The organism is Nocardioides sp. W7, from assembly GCF_022919075.1.
GTDB lineage: Bacteria > Actinomycetota > Actinomycetes > Propionibacteriales > Nocardioidaceae > Nocardioides.
In genome coordinates this window covers 5,362,607-5,376,679 of sequence record NZ_CP095078.1, presented here as the reverse complement: position 1 = coordinate 5,376,679, position 14,073 = coordinate 5,362,607, and the positions used below count along the sequence as shown (strand labels likewise).

Here is a 14,073-nt window from a genome sequence, read left to right as displayed (position 1 = left end):
GCATGGATCAGCAGCTCGTGCGGCGGCTCCGCGAGGAGGTCGCCGAGGTCCTGTCCCGGCAGCGACGCGAGGACGCGCTCAACGGCGTCCCCCCGATGTCGGCCGAGGACGAGCGCCAGTTCGCCCGGGCCGTCGTGGCCCGGGTGCTCGACGGCTACGCCCGCGAGGAGGTCCGCGCCGGGCGCACCCCTCCGTCGCCCGACGAGGAGACCGCACTCGCCGAGGGCGTGCACGCGGCGCTCTTCGGCGTCGGTCGGCTGCAGCCGCTGCTGGACAACCCCGAGATCGAGAACATCGACATCAACGGTCACGACCACGTCTTCATCGGCTACGCCGACGGCCGCGAGGAGCGCGGCCAGCCGGTCGCCGAGTCCGACGACGAGCTGGTCGAGCTGGTCCAGACGCTCGGTGCCTACAGCGGCCTGACCAGCCGGCCCTTCGACTCCGCCAACCCGCAGCTCGACATCCGGCTGCCCGACGGCTCGCGTCTCTCGGCGGTGATGGGCGTGTGCCGGCGCCCGTCGCTGTCCATCCGGCGTGCGCGGCTCTCGCGGGTCTCGCTCGACACCCTGGTCGGCTACGGCACCATGTCGCCGGAGCTGGCGGCGTTCCTCTCGGCCGCCGTGCGGGCCCGCAAGAACATCATGATCGCGGGCGCCACCAACGCCGGGAAGACCACCCTGCTGCGGGCGCTGGCCAACGAGATCGATCCGGTGGAGCGGCTGATCACCGTCGAGCGCGCCCTCGAGCTGGGCCTCGGCGAATTCCCCGACCTGCACCCGAACGTCGTCGCCTTCGAGGAGCGGCTGCCCAACTCCGAGGGCAGCGGGGCGATCCAGATGGGCGAGCTGGTCCGTCGCTCGCTGCGGATGAACCCCAGCCGGGTCATCGTCGGCGAGGTCCTGGGCGACGAGATCGTCACCATGCTCAACGCGATGAGCCAGGGCAACGACGGGTCGCTGTCGACCATCCACGCCAACTCCTCGGCCGAGGTGTTCAACCGGATCTGCACCTACGCCATCCAGTCAGCCGAGCGGCTGCCGTCCGAGGCGACGATGATGCTCATCGGCGGTGCCATCGACTTCGTGGTCTACGTCGACCGGATCAACACCTTCGCCCAGGGCGGCCAGCTGCGCCGGATGATCACCTCGGTGCGCGAGGTCAACGGTGTGGACGGCCGGGTGCTGTCCAGCGAGGTCTTCGCGGTCGGGTCGGACGGGGTGGCCGTGCCGGCGGCCTCGGTCTCCTGCCAGGCCGACCTGGAGGCCGTCGGGTACGTCCCGGGCGCAGCAGCGACCTGGCTGGAGCCGGCCTCGTGACCCTCACTCCCGAGCTGGCCCTGGTCGTCCTGATCGGCGCGCTGGTCGGCGGCGGTCTCGTCGTACTGGTCCTGGCGCTGATCCCGCGCGAGCCGAGTCCCGTGGCCGAGGCGCCCTCGACGGTGCTCGAGCAGCTCCGCGGACTCGGGCGCCGGGTCCCGTTCGGCGTCGGCGCGGGCGTGCTGGTGCTGCTGCTCACCCAGTGGCTGGTGGCCGCCCTCGCGGTGGGCGCCCTGGTGGCGTTCTGGGGACGGCTCTTCGGCGGTGGCCGGGAGACCCGCGACGGGGTCGCCCGCATCGAGGGCCTGGCCGCGTGGACCGAGTCGCTGCGCGACACCGTGGCCGGCGCGGTCGGCCTCGAGCAGGCGATCCCGGCCACGGCGTACGCCGCCTCCCCGGCGATCTCGGCCGACCTGCAGACCCTGGCCGACCGGCTGCGCGTGCGGGTCCCGCTGCCCGAGGCGCTGCAGCGCTTCGCCGACGACATGGACGACGCCGGCGCCGACCTGATCATCGCCGCCCTGATTCTCAACGCCCGGCTGCGCGGGCCCGGCCTGCGCGAGGTGCTGACGTCGCTCGCCGAGTCGGCTCGCGCCGAGCTGGAGATGCGCCAGCGGATCAACGCCGGCCGGCGCAGCACCCAGCGCAGCGTGCAGATCGTCGTCGGTGTGACGATCGCCTTCGTCGTCGGCCTGTCCATCTTCAACCCGACGTACGTCGAGCCCTACGACAGCCCGGTCGGACAGATCGTGCTGCTGTTCATCCTGGGCCTGTTCGCTGCGGGATTCGCCTGGATGCGGGCGCTGGCCAAGTTCGAGACGCCCGAGCGCTTCCTCCGCTCCCGGGCCGCGGGGGTGGTGCGCTGATGTGGCTGCTGCTCGTCATGACCGCGGGTGCGATCGTGGGCGGTGGACTGCTGCTCGCCGGGATGCTCGTCGCCCAGCCGGGCACCTCCGGTCCGGTGGCGCTGGCCCAGCTCGATGCCCGGCTCGCCCGGGGTCGGCGGCAGGCCAGCGTCACCGCCGACCGGCGCCACCAGGAGGAGTCGGCCCGGCTGCGCAAGTTCGGAGCCGAGATCTCCGACAGCCTGGAGAACCGGGGCATCCGGCTGCCGCGCTCGCTGCGCGCGAGCCTGGCGATGGTCGGTCAGTCCCGCGAGATGTTCCTGGCCCAGACCGTCCTGTGCGGCCTGCTCGGCCTCCTGATGCCCGCGGTGCTGCTGGGCGCGCTCAGCGCGATGGGCGTGCTCGGTGCCACCATCCCGTTCTGGCTCAGCCTGATCGGCGCGGTGCTGGGCTTCGCTGTGCCCTACCTGCAGGTGAACGGCCAGGCCGCGGAGCGCCGTCGGGGCTTCCGGCACGTGGTCAGTTCGTTCCTCGACCTGGTCGCCATGAACCTCGCCGGCGGTCGCGGCGTACCGGAGGCCCTCCAGGCGGCGTCGAACATCTCCGACGGGTGGGCCATGGTGCGCATCCGGGACGCGCTGGAGGCGGCCCGCCTGCAGGGTCGTACACCCTGGGCCGCGCTGGGCGACCTCGGCGACGAGCTCGACGTCGACGAGCTGCGCGATCTCTCGGCCGCGCTCGCCCTGGTGGCCGAGGACGGCGCCAAGGTGCGCGACTCCCTGACCGCGCGCGCCGCGTCCATGCGTCGCAAGGAGCTGGCTGACGCCGAGGGCCGGGCGGCGGCACGCTCGCAGTCGATGCTGGTCGCCCAGCTGCTGCTCTGCGTGGGTTTCCTCGTCTTCCTCGGCTATCCGGCGGTCGCCCAGATCCTGGGTTGAAATCACGCCGCAGCGAGGATTCATCCGCCGAGGCCGGGGAAACCTGACCACCAGTCGTTCAATCTCAAGGAGACATCGCCATGACCGAGTTCCACCAGTACCTCCGCATCCTGCTGGCCGGCCACCTGGCCAAGGCCCGCAGCGAGCGGGGCGCGTCGGCCGTCGAGTGGGTCGTCATCACCGGTCTGGTGATCGGCATCTGCATCGCGGTCGGGGCCGTCTTGATGAGCAAGATCAAGGGTGGCGCCGACGGCATCAACCTCAACGGCGGCGGCGGCGGCAACTGAGATCATGCGGCGGACCCGACGGCGTGACGAGCGCGGTGCCTCGGCGGTGGAGATGGTCTTCTTCCTGCCGATCCTGTTCACCGTCGTGCTGATCGCGGTCCAGTTCGCCATGGTCTACCTCGGCAACCAGGCCGCCAGTGCGATCGCCCGGGAGACGGCCCGGGTGGCGCGTGCGACGGCCGACGAGGGGAAGGCCCGTCTCGCCGGCGAACGCTACGCCGACAACATGAGCACCGGCATCCTCAACGGCCACCGGATCACCATCACGCCGCTCGGGAGCGACCGGGTGCGGGTGACGGTGACGGGCGAGGCCCAGAAGATCTCGCCGATCGGCGTCCCGCAGGTCTCCCAGACCGTCGAGGGTCCGATCGAGCAGTTCGTCGGGAACGACTGATGCGCCGACTGCTGGCCCGACTGAAGGGTCGGGTGCGCGGCGAGCGCGGCTCGATGGCCGTCGAGATGGTGCTGCTGACCCCGGTGCTGATGGGCTTCGTGATGCTGATCGTGGCCTTCGGTCGCTACGTCTCGGTCCAGGGCGACGTCGAGGCCGCGGCCCGCGACGCGGCGCGGACCGCCTCGCTGCAGACCTCCAGCTCGGCGGCGGACAGTGCCGCCCGGTCCACGGTCGCAGCCTCGCTCGACGACCTGACCTCCTGCTCGACGGTCGACGTCGGCGGCACCTGGGAGGCGGGCGGCGACGTCGTCGTGCGCCTGGAGTGCTCGGTCTCGATGTCGGGCCTCGGCCTGATCGGGGTGCCGATCCGCGTCGACGTCGACGCCGAGAGCTCGGTGCCGCTCGACCCCTACCGGAGGTACGAATGAGAGCGGTCCGACGCCGCCGCGACGAGCGCGGGGCCGCCGCCACCACCTTCGTCGTCGGCATGACCGTCGTCCTGCTCGCCTGCGCCGGCCTGGTCGTCGACGGCGGTGGCGCCCTGAACGCCCGGATGAAGCTGGCCGACGAGGTCGAGCAGGCCGCTCGCGCGGGCGCCCAGATGATCGACGAGACCCAGCTGCGCGAGAACGGCGTGGTCCGGCTGAACGAGCTCGCAGCCGAGCAGCGGGCCCTGGAGTACCTGCGCGAGCGCGGTCACCCGAATCCGTACGCCGATGCCGGTCTGACCAGCATCGTCGTCACCTCGGACGACATGGTCGAGCCGACGCTGCTGAGCCTGATCGCCGTCCCTCCCTTCGACATCCACGCCACAGCCACCGCGGAGGCGGAAACCCAATGACCACGACCAGCCCCGCCCCCACCGGTCCCGAGGGAGTTCGCGGGCCCGAGCGGTTCGCCGCTCCCGCCGCAGAGGACGAGCGGCCCTCCTGGGGCAAGGTGCTCGGGTCCATCGTCGTGCTGCTGGCGCTGCTCGTCGGCCTGCCTGCCCTGCTCGTGCTGCTCACCGGCGCCCCGCCACTGCCCGACGGTCTCCCCACGAAGGAGACGCTGACCGAGCCGCTCAGCATCGACGCCGTGTTCGCGGTGCTCCGGGTCGTCGTCTGGCTGGCCTGGCTGCAGTTCGCGCTCTGCACCGCGGTCGAGGTGGTCAGCCTGCTCCGGGGCGGCGGACTGCCGCGGCCGGTGCCGCTCTCGGGGCACTCCCAGGCGCTGGCCCGCGCCCTGGTCGGCACCATCCTGATCGGTGCCTCCGTCCTCGGCAGCTCCGGTGCCGCGAGCGCGGCCGACGACGCGCGAGCGGTCGAGCGCGCGAGCACGGTCGCCGTGCAGCAGACCCAGGACACCGACCAGGCCCAGGACGGCGCCGTCGCGCAGGACCAGGTCGCCGAGGCCGAGGCCGAGGTGGACGACGCGCCGCGGATGAAGCACGTGCCCGGCGTGCCGCGCGACATGACCGACGTCATCGGCAAGAAGGTCGCGATCGTCCAACCCCCGTCGGGTCATTACCACGACAACCTCTGGGACATCGCCGAGCGTCATCTCGACGACGGCCGGCGCTGGAAGGAGATCTTCGACCTGAACAAGGGCCGGGCCCAGCCCGACGGCCTGCAGCTCGAGCTCGGCCGGCTGATCCAGCCCGGTTGGGTGCTGATCATGCCGGGCGACGCGCACGGCGTGCAGCGGGTGCAGGCGCTCGAGCAGCACGCGCCCGAGCAGGACCAGGGTGGCTCCGGTGGCGCGAGCACGGTCGTCGACCGGGACCAGGTCGAGGAGACCGGCGCCGACGAGAGCGCCGTCCAGGAGGCCGCGCCGCTGCTGCTCGGCGGGCTGCTCTCGGCGATGCTCGCCGGTGCGGCGATCGCGGAGCGCCGTCGCCGTCGTGGCCTCGCGCTCGGCGACGACGACCTCGAGGCCGAGGTGACGCTCCGGATCGGCTCCGACGAGGAGCGGGTCCGCTGGCTAGACCGCGCGCTGCGGGGCCTGAGTGCCACGTGTCGCGCCGAGCGGGTGCCGCTGCCACAGGTGTACGCCGCGACCGTCTCCGACGACGCCGTCGAGCTGCGGGTCGCCCCGCCCGTCGCGGTCGCGCCGGCGCCCTGGTCGGTCCTGGACGGTGGCAGTCGCTGGCGCCTGGACCGCGACGCGGAGGAGCCCGCCGAGAGCGGCCACGCGCCGTACCCCGGCCTGGTGTGCCTCGGCCGGGACGACCACGGGACCGACGTCCTGCTCGACCTGGAGTCCGTGGCCGGCGCGGTGACGGTGACCGGCTCGCCGACGGTGGCCCGCGAGGTCGTGTCGGCACTGGCCGTGCAGCTGGCGACCGCACCGTGGGCCGACGACCAGCGGATCTGGGCCTACGACCTCGCGCCGGTGCTCGCCGACGTCGCGGGCTCGCCGCTGCTGATGGTCGACGACCTGACCGGCCACCTCAACGCCTGGCAGCGCAGCTCGCCCGCGCGGCGGGCCCAGGAGGTCCTCGGGGGGCGGCTCGGACGCCACCCGGGCGCGGCGCCCGAGTACCTCGTGCTCGGTGGGCTGCCCGGCATCGCGGCCGGCGCCCAGCTCGACGCGCTCGGCCCGGCCGACACCCGGGGCCTGGGCGTGCTGTCCGCGGTCCCGGTGCCCGGTGCCCGGTGGCGGCTCGGCATCGACGACTCCGGTCGGCTCTCGATCCCGCTGCTCGACCTCGAGGTCGACGCGGTCCGGCTGACCGCCGACGCGGCCGACGACCTGGCCGCCCTGTTCACGAAGGTGCGCACGGACACGCCCCTCGACGTGCGCGACCGGATCTCCGTGCCGGTCCCGCCGCACGACCACGACGACAGCCACTGGCGCTCCGCGCCGATCCGGGTGGGCGTGCTCGGCCCGCTCGAGCTGCGCAGCGCGGGCCAGCTCGACCCGGCCCGCCTCGACCTCGCGACCGAGGTCGTCGTCTTCCTGGCCCTGCAGAGCGCTCCGGTGCACCCGAGCGTCGTCGGGGCCTCGGTGTGGCCGCGAGGCGTCACCGCCGAGGTCCGCGACGCGACCATCGCCCGGGTCCGCGACTGGCTCGGCGACGATCGCGACGGCAACGCGCTGCTGCGCGAGACCCCCGAGGGCCGGCTGCACCTGGCCCCCGATGTCGCCGTCGACTGGCACGCGTTCTGCGTGCTGGCCCGACGGGCGCGCGAGAGCGACGTCGGCACCGAGCGCGAGCTGCTGCGCCGGGCTCTCCAGCTGGTGCGGGGCGAGCTGATCGCCCGCCGCCCGGTGTCGCGCTACAGCTGGCTGCCGCGGACCCGTCTGGAGCGCCAGGCCGTCGACGTGGTGGTCGACGCCGCCCACCGGCTCGCCGAGCTCTCCTTCGACGACGACCCCGCGGGGGCGACGGCCGCCTGCCAGGCCGGGCTCCGGCTCGCGCCGACGTCGCAGGTGCTGTGGCGCGATCTGCTGATCGCGGAGGACCGCAACCCCGACGGCCCCGGCACGTCCGCCGTGGTCGACGAGATGGTGCGGGCGCTGCAGACGGCCAAGGCCCCGCTCGAGGCGGAGACGGAGGCGCTGGTCATCGAGCTGCTGCCGCACCGCCCCGAGGGCGAGGTCTCGGCCTGACCCACCCGGCCTGCGGGTCGACTCGCCGAGTCAGCACTACTGGTGCTGACTCGGCCCGCTACTTCTGCTGACTCGGCGAGTCTGATCGTCGGGGTCAGTCGGCGAGCAGGAGTACGACGGTCTCCGCGACGCAGGCGGGCTTGGTCTCGCCCTCGATCTCGACGGTGTAGCGGATGATCAGCTGCTTGCCGGCCGGCAGGTAGGTGACGTCGCCGAACGCAGCGTGGCCGCGGACCCGCTTGCCCACGAGCAGCGGGTTCGGGAAGCGCACCTTGTTGACCCCGTAGTTGAGCTTCGCCCCCGGGGTGTCGAGGCTGAAGATCTGGCTGCCGAGCCACGGGACCAGCGAGAGGGTGAGGTAGCCGTGCGCGATGGTGGCGCCGAAGGGCCCGTCCTTCGCGCGCTCGACGTCGACGTGGATCCACTGGTCATCGCCGGTCGCCTCGGCGAAGGTGTCGACCCGGGCCTGGTCGATGGTGACCCAGTCGGTGCTGCCGAGGTCCTCGCCGGCAGCGGCGGCGACGTCGTCGAAGCTGGTGAACACGCGCAAGACAGGCTCCTGTCGTCCGAGATCCGTCCGAGAGATCCGGGGAGAGATCTGTGATGGGATGACGCCATGAGCGCCGTCGCCGAACCTACCGGTCTGACTCGTGACGTGGTCCTGCGCGCCCCGAAGGTGCTGCTGCACGACCACCTCGACGGAGGGCTGCGCCCGCAGACGATCATCGAGCTCGCGGCCGAGTGCGGGCACGAGCTGCCGGCGTACGACGCCGACGCACTCGGCGCCTGGTTCGCCGAGTCCGCGGACTCCGGCTCGTTGGAGCGCTACCTGGAGACCTTCGACCACACCGTCGCCGTGATGCAGAGCGGGCCCGCGATCAGCCGGGTCGCGCGCGAGTGCGTCGAGGACCTCGCGGTCGACGGAGTCGTGTACGCCGAGGTCCGCTACGCACCCGAGCAGCACGTCGAGGGCGGACTGACCCTCGACGAGGTCGTCGCCGCCGTCCAGGAGGGCTTCGACGCCGGCGTCGAGGCGGCGGGCGGACGGATCGTCGTACGCCAGCTGCTCACGGCGATGCGCCACCAGGCGCGCTCCATGGAGATCGCCGAGCTGGCCGTCGCGTGGCGCGACCGCGGGGTCGCGGGCTTCGACATCGCCGGCGCCGAGGCGGGCTACCCGCCCACCCGACACCTGGACGCGTTCGAGTACCTCCAGCGCGAGAACTCCCACTTCACCATCCACGCCGGCGAGGGCTTCGGGCTGCCGTCGATCTGGCAGGCCATCCAGTGGTGCGGCGCCGACCGGCTCGGCCACGGCGTCCGGATCATCGACGACATCACCGTCGGCGACGACGGCGAGGTCACCTTGGGTCGGCTGGCGGCGTACGTCCGCGACAAGCGGATCCCGCTGGAGATGTGCCCGGCCTCCAACGTGCAGACCGGCGCGGCGGCCTCGATCGCCGAGCACCCGATCGGGCTGCTGAAGAAGCTCCGCTTCCGGGTCACGGTCAACACCGACAACCGGCTGATGAGCCGGACCTCGATGACCGCCGAGCTGTGGGACCTCGCCCAGGCCTTCGGGTACGGCGTCCGCGACCTGGAGTGGTTCACGGTCAACGCGATGAAGTCGGCGTTCCTGCCGTTCGACGAGCGGTTCGACCTGATCTCGCGGGTGATCAAGCCGGCGTACGCCGAGCTGGCCGGGGAGCCCGGGCTGCGCTCGTGACCGTCCACCCGGGGCCGAGCATCGTCCTGCTCGTGGGCGTCCTGCTGCTGCTCGCCGGCGCGGCGGCGATGGCGGCCCGCGGGCTGCGGCAGCGGCGTACGGCGGTGCAGCTCGGCGAGCGGGCCGTCGCGGCGACGGCGGTGGTGCTGGAGCTGTCCGCCAAGGACGTGAGCATCGCCGGCGATCCCACGACGCTCTACTACCCGCGGGTCCGCTTCACCTCCGAGGGCGGCGAGGTGGTGGAGGCGGAGTGCCTCACCGGCGTCGAGCCCCCACTCCCGCACGCGGGGGACGTCGTCGAGGTCCGCTACGACCCGGAGCACCCCACCGACGTGGAGATCGCCGGCGTCGACCCCCTGGTCTCTGCCGGGCGGAGCTCCTTCGTCATCGCCCGGGGACTGGTCGTCGTCGCGCTGGCGCTGCCGGTCGCGTGGTTGCTGCTGGCGCTGTTCGTCTGGGAGTGACCCCGGCCGGGGCCGCTAGCGCGGGAGGGCGGAGCGGGCCAGCTCGCGGCTGGCGGCGTACGCCTCGTCGCCGGTGACCGGCACACAGCCCAGGGCGACGGCGTGCCCGACGACCCGGCGCTGGTCGCGCAGCAGGGCGAGGCCGCGGCGTACGAGCACCAGCGGAGGCTTGCGGTGCTCGCGCAGGTCGCGGGTGAGCCGTCGCCAGAAGGTCAGCACGGGATGCTGGCGCACGCAGTACGCCGCGGCCAGCAGGTCGGCCTCGCGCGCGTGCGGCACGACCTCCTGGGCGAAGATCCCCTCCGCCACGAACAGCGGGCTGCCCGCGAGGTCGAGCACCCGCGACCCGCAGCGGCCGTCGTGGGCGATGTCGTAGATCGGCACGTCCGCGCGGCCGGAGCGACACAGCTCGTCGAGCGTGGCCATGGCGTCGTCGAGGAGCCAGGAGGCCGGATCGTCCCAGTCGACGATCCCGGTGTTCGCGCCCTCGCTGATGACGGGCAGCGTGGGGTCGCCGGCGCTCTTGTAGAAGTCGTCGAGGCGCAGCACCGGCAGCCCGATGCGTTCGGCGAGGCGGGACTTGCCGGCCCCGGAGGGTCCGGCGAGGACGATCACCCGCGCGCGCACCGGAACATTCTGCCGCAGGGTCGGCGGGCCGCCGGCCTCAGGTCGCGTCGCCCACCCTGGTGGACAGCTCACGCAGGCGGTCGCGGAGCTCGTCGGGTCCCTCGGCCTCGACCTGGTCGTCGTACCGGGTCAGGGCGTCGGAGCCGTCCTCCAGGTCGTTCGTGGTCAGGAACTCCTGGTAGCCGGGCAGCCCGTCGGTGCCCTCGACGATGCCGAGGGCGGCGACCCGTCCCAGGGTGCGGTCGTCCCCGCTCGGGGCGGCGCTGAGGACCCGGCCCGCGGCGCTCACGGCCTCGTCCTCCCCGTCAGCGGCCGCGACGTCGGCGGCCAGCTGCCGCACGGCCGCCTGCTGTGCCTGGGCGACGGCGACGGTGTCGTCGACGTCGTCGGGGTCGACGAACGCGTCGGCCAGCGCCTCCTCGAGCTCGTCGTCGCCGAGCTGGTCCGCCGCGCAGGCCAGTACACCGGGCTCGACCCAGAACCGCAGCTGCTCGTCGATGTCCCAGTCGCTGCCGCCCTCGGTGCTCGCCCCGGCGTCCTCGACGCACGTCGAGAAGCCGTCGTTCTCGGTCACGGCCCCGATCCCGGAGCCGCCGCACCCGGCGAGGAGGAGCACGGCGAGCACGGCCGGCACCAGCAGTCGACGACCTGCGGTCACTGCTCGTCCCGGGTCTCGTCGATCGTGGTGATGAGCAGGCGCATCTTCTCCCAGTCCGCCCCGGGGTGCCTGCGCATCTCGTCGAGGAACCGGTTGACCAGCTGGTGGTCGGGGACGCTGCCGTTGTTGGCGACCACGAACTCGTCGAAGCCCTCCGGGACGCCGTAGGCCTGGACGTAGAGCGAGAAGGCCAGCAGCTCCTGGGCGGCGTTCTTCTCCGCTGCCGAGTCCCAGGCCTGGTCCAGCTCCTCGATTCGCTCGATCTCCGAGAGCACCGCGTCCAGGACGCCGAGCACCGGCCCGGCCGCCTTGCCGAGCGCCCCGAGGGCGTCCTTGACGACCGACTTCACGACCCCGTCCCACTTGAAGTCCTCGCCGAGGATGTCGTCGGCGCGCAGCAGCAGGCCGATGTTCGCGGCCACCGCCTCGGGGTCGTCGCCCTGGCTGAGCTGGTGGTTGATGATGCTCTCGATGATGTCCTTGACCTTGACGCCGGAGTCCCCGATGACGTCCTTGAGGTCGCTGGGCTTGATCCGGCTGTCCTCGGCGTCGGCGAGGAGCTGGACCATCAGGGCAGGATCGTTGACGATCTGCTCGGTGAGGCCGTCCAGCATGTCGTCGTAGGGCGGTTGGCCGGCGTTGGCGTTGCGGGCCTTCAGCGCCTCGATGAGGGGAGCCAGGTCGTAGCTCTTCCCGTCGGCCTGCGCGGCGTGGAAGCGGTCCTGCATCGCCTGGATCGTCTCGCCCCACAGGTCGGCGATGAGCTGATAGTCGTCCTCGTTCATGGTGCCGCCCGGCGTCTGCACGTTGTGCATCCGGAACATGATCTCCTGGATCTCCTCCGGCGAGCAGTTCTCCAGGATCCGGGCCAGGTCGTCACCGGAGGAGCGGTCGGCCCACTGCTCCATCTGGTCGGTGTCCGGGTAGGCGTAGTTGAACACCTGCGGGAACAGCCCCGGCATGCCGAGGCCGCCGTCGCTGAGCGAGGAGTTGTAGATCTCGGACTGGTGGGCCATGGCGGCGGCGTTGATGCGCCCGTCGGCGGCATCGGCGGAGGCGAGCAGGGCCCACATCTTGGGGCCGTAGTCCTCCTTCATCCACTCGTTGAGGTAGTCGGCGAAGTCGTCGTCGGGCAGCTGGCTGACGCCGTTGGCCACCGTCTCGTTGAAGCCGGAGAGGTGCGGCCAGATCTCCTCGATGTAGAGGTCGCTGTTCTTCAGGCCGTCGTCGATCTTGAGGTAGAGGTCCTGCATGCCGCCGGGGCCAAGCGCGCGGGCGAGGGCCTCGGACCAGACCGGGTCGTCGGCATGCTCGGCGATGGCGTCCAGGGCGTCGTTGACCGCGTCCTGGTCCCCCTCGTCGAGGGCGTCGTTGAGAGCGTCCACGGCCTCCTCGACGTCGGGAGTGACCAGCTCGATGTCGCGCTGCCGGCTCAGGATCAGCGAGCTGAACAGGGGGGAGCGGTCGAGCTGGGGGCCTTCCCCGCTGCGCCACGCCTCGATCTGGGAGTCGCTGACGTCGAGCGGACCGGAGTCACGCAGTGCGGTGCCGAGGGCCCGGGTCTGCTGACCGAGCCACTGCTTGAGGTAGCCGAAGTCGACCTCCAGGTTGTGCTGGGTGGTCTGCCGGGTGTCCGCGGCGCCGGAGACGGCGTTGTCGCGGGCCCGGCGGAGGTCGGACGCGTCCGCCTCGGGGACCTTGCCGTCGTCGCCCGTGGCGTCCTCGCGGCCCTGGGTCAGCGCGGTGCCGGCCGCGGTCACGGCGTCCTGGTAGTCCTGCTCGGCCTGCTCCCACTTCTGGTTGAGCTCGGGCAGCCGCTCCAGGGCGTCGTCGTAGTCCGTGGCGAGCGATCGGAGCGCCTCGGGCAGCTCGGCCATGGCGGTCTGGAAGCTGGTCAGGTGGGCGCCCAGCGCCGTCATCTCGTGCTGGATGTCGGTGGCCGCGGTGCCGGTCCAGCGGTTGGCGATCTCGCCGGGGGTGCCGGTCACCTTGGTGGCCTGACCTCCCAGGGTCTCGGCCAGGTTGCCGAGCTTCGTGGCGGCGCTGCGCAGGCCTTCGGGATCGATGTCGAGGGTGAAGTGCTTCTCGCTCACGAGTCAGCCTCCCGAGATGTCCGGGATCACGGCGAGCTCGGCGTCGACCCGCTGCAGCTCGACCTCGAAGACGTTGGTGTTGGCGCCGATGAGCCCCGCGGTCACCCCGCAGGTGTCGAACGCCTGGCGCCACGACATGTGGAAGGCGTCGGTCGCGTCGGCGACCGCCGCCTTGAACTCGCCGCACGCGTTGTCGACGGAGGTCGCCACGCTGATCGGCTTGTGGCGCATCTCTTCGAGGATGCCCTGCAAGGTCGCGAAGCGCTCGATGATCGGCGCCGCGACATCGGCCTCCATCGCGATGTCGACCATGCTGCTCCTCGGGGGAATCGACCGGCGGGACGACGAGGGTCTACCCCCCGGAGTCCGGCGCGAAACGACCGGCGCCCGACTCAGTAGCCGGAAGGCGCGGCCCCGTCGCCGGCCAGCAGCTGGCGGCTGCCCGAGACACCGAGCCGGCTGGCACCGGCGGCCATCATGGCGCGGGCCTGCTCCAGGGTGCGGACCCCGCCGGACGCCTTCACCTGCACGGCCGGACCGACGGTCTCGGCCATCAGCCGCACGGCGTGCTCGGAGGCGCCGCCGGCCGGGTGGAAGCCGGTCGAGGTCTTGACGAAGTCGGCGCCGGCCGCGGCCGCGGCCCGGCACACGCCGACGATCTGCTCGTCGTCGAGGGCGGCGGACTCGATGATCACCTTCAGCACCGTCGGCGCGGGGACGGCGGCGCGGACGGCCGCGACGTCGGCGCGGACGTCGTCGTACCGACCCTCGCGGGCGGCACCGACGTCGATGACCATGTCGATCTCGTCGGCCCCTTCGCGGACGGCGCCGGCGGCCTCGGCGGCCTTGACGGCAGAGGTGTGCTTGCCGCTGGGGAAGCCGCAGACCGCCGCGACCAACAGGTCGCTGCCGGCGGGCACCGCCACCGGGAGCATCGAGGGGGAGACACAGACGGAGTACGTCCCGAGCTCGGCGGCCTCGACGACCAGCGCCTCGACGTCGGCGCGGGTGGCCTCCGGCTTGAGCAGGGTGTGGTCGATCGCGCGGGCGACCTCGGCGGGCGTCGGGGAAGGGGTGGTCACGCTCGCCAGGATAGGCTCACCGGGTCTGTCAGCCGCACTCTGAGGG

16 protein-coding genes are annotated in these 14,073 nt (G+C 72.5%); 10 read left to right on the top strand and 6 right to left on the bottom strand.

Annotated features, from left to right (window positions below; translation table 11 throughout):
- The first annotated feature begins 2 nt into the window (after positions 1-2).
- From MUB56_RS25215 to MUB56_RS25180, 8 genes are all read left to right on the top strand, one after another.
- Positions 3-1,319 carry an ATPase, T2SS/T4P/T4SS family gene (locus tag MUB56_RS25215; RefSeq protein ID WP_244929761.1) on the top strand — a complete coding sequence of 439 codons (1,317 nt, stop codon included), beginning with the start codon at positions 3-5 and terminating at the stop codon, positions 1,317-1,319.
- Entirely contained in the window at positions 1,316-2,185 is an 870-nt protein-coding gene (locus MUB56_RS25210) for a type II secretion system F family protein (RefSeq protein WP_244929760.1), read from the top strand. The genes MUB56_RS25215 and MUB56_RS25210 overlap by 4 nt, the downstream gene beginning before the upstream one ends.
- Entirely contained in the window at positions 2,185-3,102 is a 918-nt protein-coding gene (locus MUB56_RS25205) for a type II secretion system F family protein (protein ID WP_244929759.1), read from the top strand. Before MUB56_RS25210 ends, MUB56_RS25205 begins: the two co-directional genes overlap by 1 nt.
- Before the next feature lie 80 nt (positions 3,103-3,182).
- Positions 3,183-3,389 carry a hypothetical protein gene (locus MUB56_RS25200; protein ID WP_244929758.1) on the top strand — a complete coding sequence of 69 codons (207 nt, stop codon included), beginning with the start codon at positions 3,183-3,185 and terminating at the stop codon, positions 3,387-3,389.
- Between the two features lie 4 nt (positions 3,390-3,393).
- Complete coding sequence (locus MUB56_RS25195) at positions 3,394-3,783, top strand: TadE/TadG family type IV pilus assembly protein (protein ID WP_244929757.1); 390 nt, start codon at positions 3,394-3,396, stop codon at positions 3,781-3,783.
- The gene (locus tag MUB56_RS25190) at positions 3,783-4,211 is read left to right on the top strand and encodes a TadE family protein (RefSeq protein ID WP_244929756.1); all 429 of its coding nucleotides are present in this window, start codon (positions 3,783-3,785) and stop codon (positions 4,209-4,211) included. Before MUB56_RS25195 ends, MUB56_RS25190 begins: the two co-directional genes overlap by 1 nt.
- Positions 4,208-4,624 (top strand): pilus assembly protein TadG-related protein, encoded by a 417-nt coding sequence (locus MUB56_RS25185; protein ID WP_244929755.1) that lies wholly within the window; start codon positions 4,208-4,210, stop codon positions 4,622-4,624. Before MUB56_RS25190 ends, MUB56_RS25185 begins: the two co-directional genes overlap by 4 nt.
- Positions 4,621-7,377: a bacterial transcriptional activator domain-containing protein gene (locus MUB56_RS25180; RefSeq protein WP_244929754.1), complete on the top strand. Its 2,757-nt coding sequence runs from the start codon at positions 4,621-4,623 to the stop codon at positions 7,375-7,377. Before MUB56_RS25185 ends, MUB56_RS25180 begins: the two co-directional genes overlap by 4 nt.
- 94 nt (positions 7,378-7,471) lie before the next feature.
- Here MUB56_RS25180 and MUB56_RS25175 read toward each other — a convergent pair whose 3' ends face one another.
- Positions 7,472-7,927, bottom strand: a complete 456-nt coding sequence (locus tag MUB56_RS25175; RefSeq protein ID WP_244929753.1) for a MaoC family dehydratase — start codon at positions 7,925-7,927, stop codon at positions 7,472-7,474.
- A gap of 66 nt (positions 7,928-7,993) precedes the next feature.
- Between MUB56_RS25175 and MUB56_RS25170 the strand changes: the two genes are divergently transcribed.
- Together MUB56_RS25170 and MUB56_RS25165 are read left to right on the top strand one after the other, a co-directional pair.
- Positions 7,994-9,103, top strand: a complete 1,110-nt coding sequence (locus tag MUB56_RS25170; protein WP_244929752.1) for an adenosine deaminase — start codon at positions 7,994-7,996, stop codon at positions 9,101-9,103.
- Positions 9,100-9,567: a DUF3592 domain-containing protein gene (locus tag MUB56_RS25165; protein WP_244929751.1), complete on the top strand. Its 468-nt coding sequence runs from the start codon at positions 9,100-9,102 to the stop codon at positions 9,565-9,567. The genes MUB56_RS25170 and MUB56_RS25165 overlap by 4 nt, the downstream gene beginning before the upstream one ends.
- A 15-nt stretch (positions 9,568-9,582) precedes the next feature.
- On the opposite strand, the gene MUB56_RS25160 is transcribed toward MUB56_RS25165, so the two are convergent.
- The 5 genes from MUB56_RS25160 to deoC all read right to left on the bottom strand — a co-directional run bounded on the left by MUB56_RS25160 (position 9,583) and on the right by deoC (position 14,027).
- Positions 9,583-10,194 (bottom strand): ATP-binding protein, encoded by a 612-nt coding sequence (locus MUB56_RS25160; protein ID WP_244929750.1) that lies wholly within the window; start codon positions 10,192-10,194, stop codon positions 9,583-9,585.
- A gap of 37 nt (positions 10,195-10,231) precedes the next feature.
- Complete coding sequence (locus tag MUB56_RS25155) at positions 10,232-10,852, bottom strand: hypothetical protein (RefSeq protein WP_244929749.1); 621 nt, start codon at positions 10,850-10,852, stop codon at positions 10,232-10,234.
- On the bottom strand, positions 10,849-12,945 hold the full coding sequence (locus MUB56_RS25150) for a WXG100 family type VII secretion target (protein WP_244929748.1): 2,097 nt from the start codon (positions 12,943-12,945) through the stop codon (positions 10,849-10,851). Before MUB56_RS25150 ends, MUB56_RS25155 begins: the two co-directional genes overlap by 4 nt.
- A gap of 3 nt (positions 12,946-12,948) precedes the next feature.
- Positions 12,949-13,257, bottom strand: coding sequence for a hypothetical protein (locus MUB56_RS25145; protein ID WP_244929747.1), 309 nt, complete (start codon positions 13,255-13,257; stop codon positions 12,949-12,951).
- 80 nt (positions 13,258-13,337) lie between these two features.
- Entirely contained in the window at positions 13,338-14,027 is a 690-nt protein-coding gene (gene deoC, locus MUB56_RS25140) for a deoxyribose-phosphate aldolase (RefSeq protein ID WP_244929746.1), read from the bottom strand.
- Positions 14,028-14,073: the final 46 nt, after the last annotated feature.

What these genes read in the sequence shown, in the direction of transcription:
- MUB56_RS25215 (WP_244929761.1), top strand. Translation starts at nt 3, where the DNA reads ATGGATCAGCAGCTCGTGCGGCGGCTCCGCGAGGAGGTCGCCGAGGTC.
- MUB56_RS25205 (WP_244929759.1), top strand. Translation starts at nt 2,185, where the DNA reads ATGTGGCTGCTGCTCGTCATGACCGCGGGTGCGATCGTGGGCGGTGGA.
- MUB56_RS25200 (WP_244929758.1), top strand. Translation starts at nt 3,183, where the DNA reads ATGACCGAGTTCCACCAGTACCTCCGCATCCTGCTGGCCGGCCACCTG.
- MUB56_RS25195 (WP_244929757.1), top strand. Translation starts at nt 3,394, where the DNA reads ATGCGGCGGACCCGACGGCGTGACGAGCGCGGTGCCTCGGCGGTGGAG.
- MUB56_RS25190 (WP_244929756.1), top strand. Translation starts at nt 3,783, where the DNA reads ATGCGCCGACTGCTGGCCCGACTGAAGGGTCGGGTGCGCGGCGAGCGC.
- MUB56_RS25185 (WP_244929755.1), top strand. Translation starts at nt 4,208, where the DNA reads ATGAGAGCGGTCCGACGCCGCCGCGACGAGCGCGGGGCCGCCGCCACC.
- MUB56_RS25180 (WP_244929754.1), top strand. Translation starts at nt 4,621, where the DNA reads ATGACCACGACCAGCCCCGCCCCCACCGGTCCCGAGGGAGTTCGCGGG.
- MUB56_RS25170 (WP_244929752.1), top strand. Translation starts at nt 7,994, where the DNA reads ATGAGCGCCGTCGCCGAACCTACCGGTCTGACTCGTGACGTGGTCCTG.
- MUB56_RS25145 (WP_244929747.1), bottom strand. Translation starts at nt 13,257, where the DNA reads ATGGTCGACATCGCGATGGAGGCCGATGTCGCGGCGCCGATCATCGAG.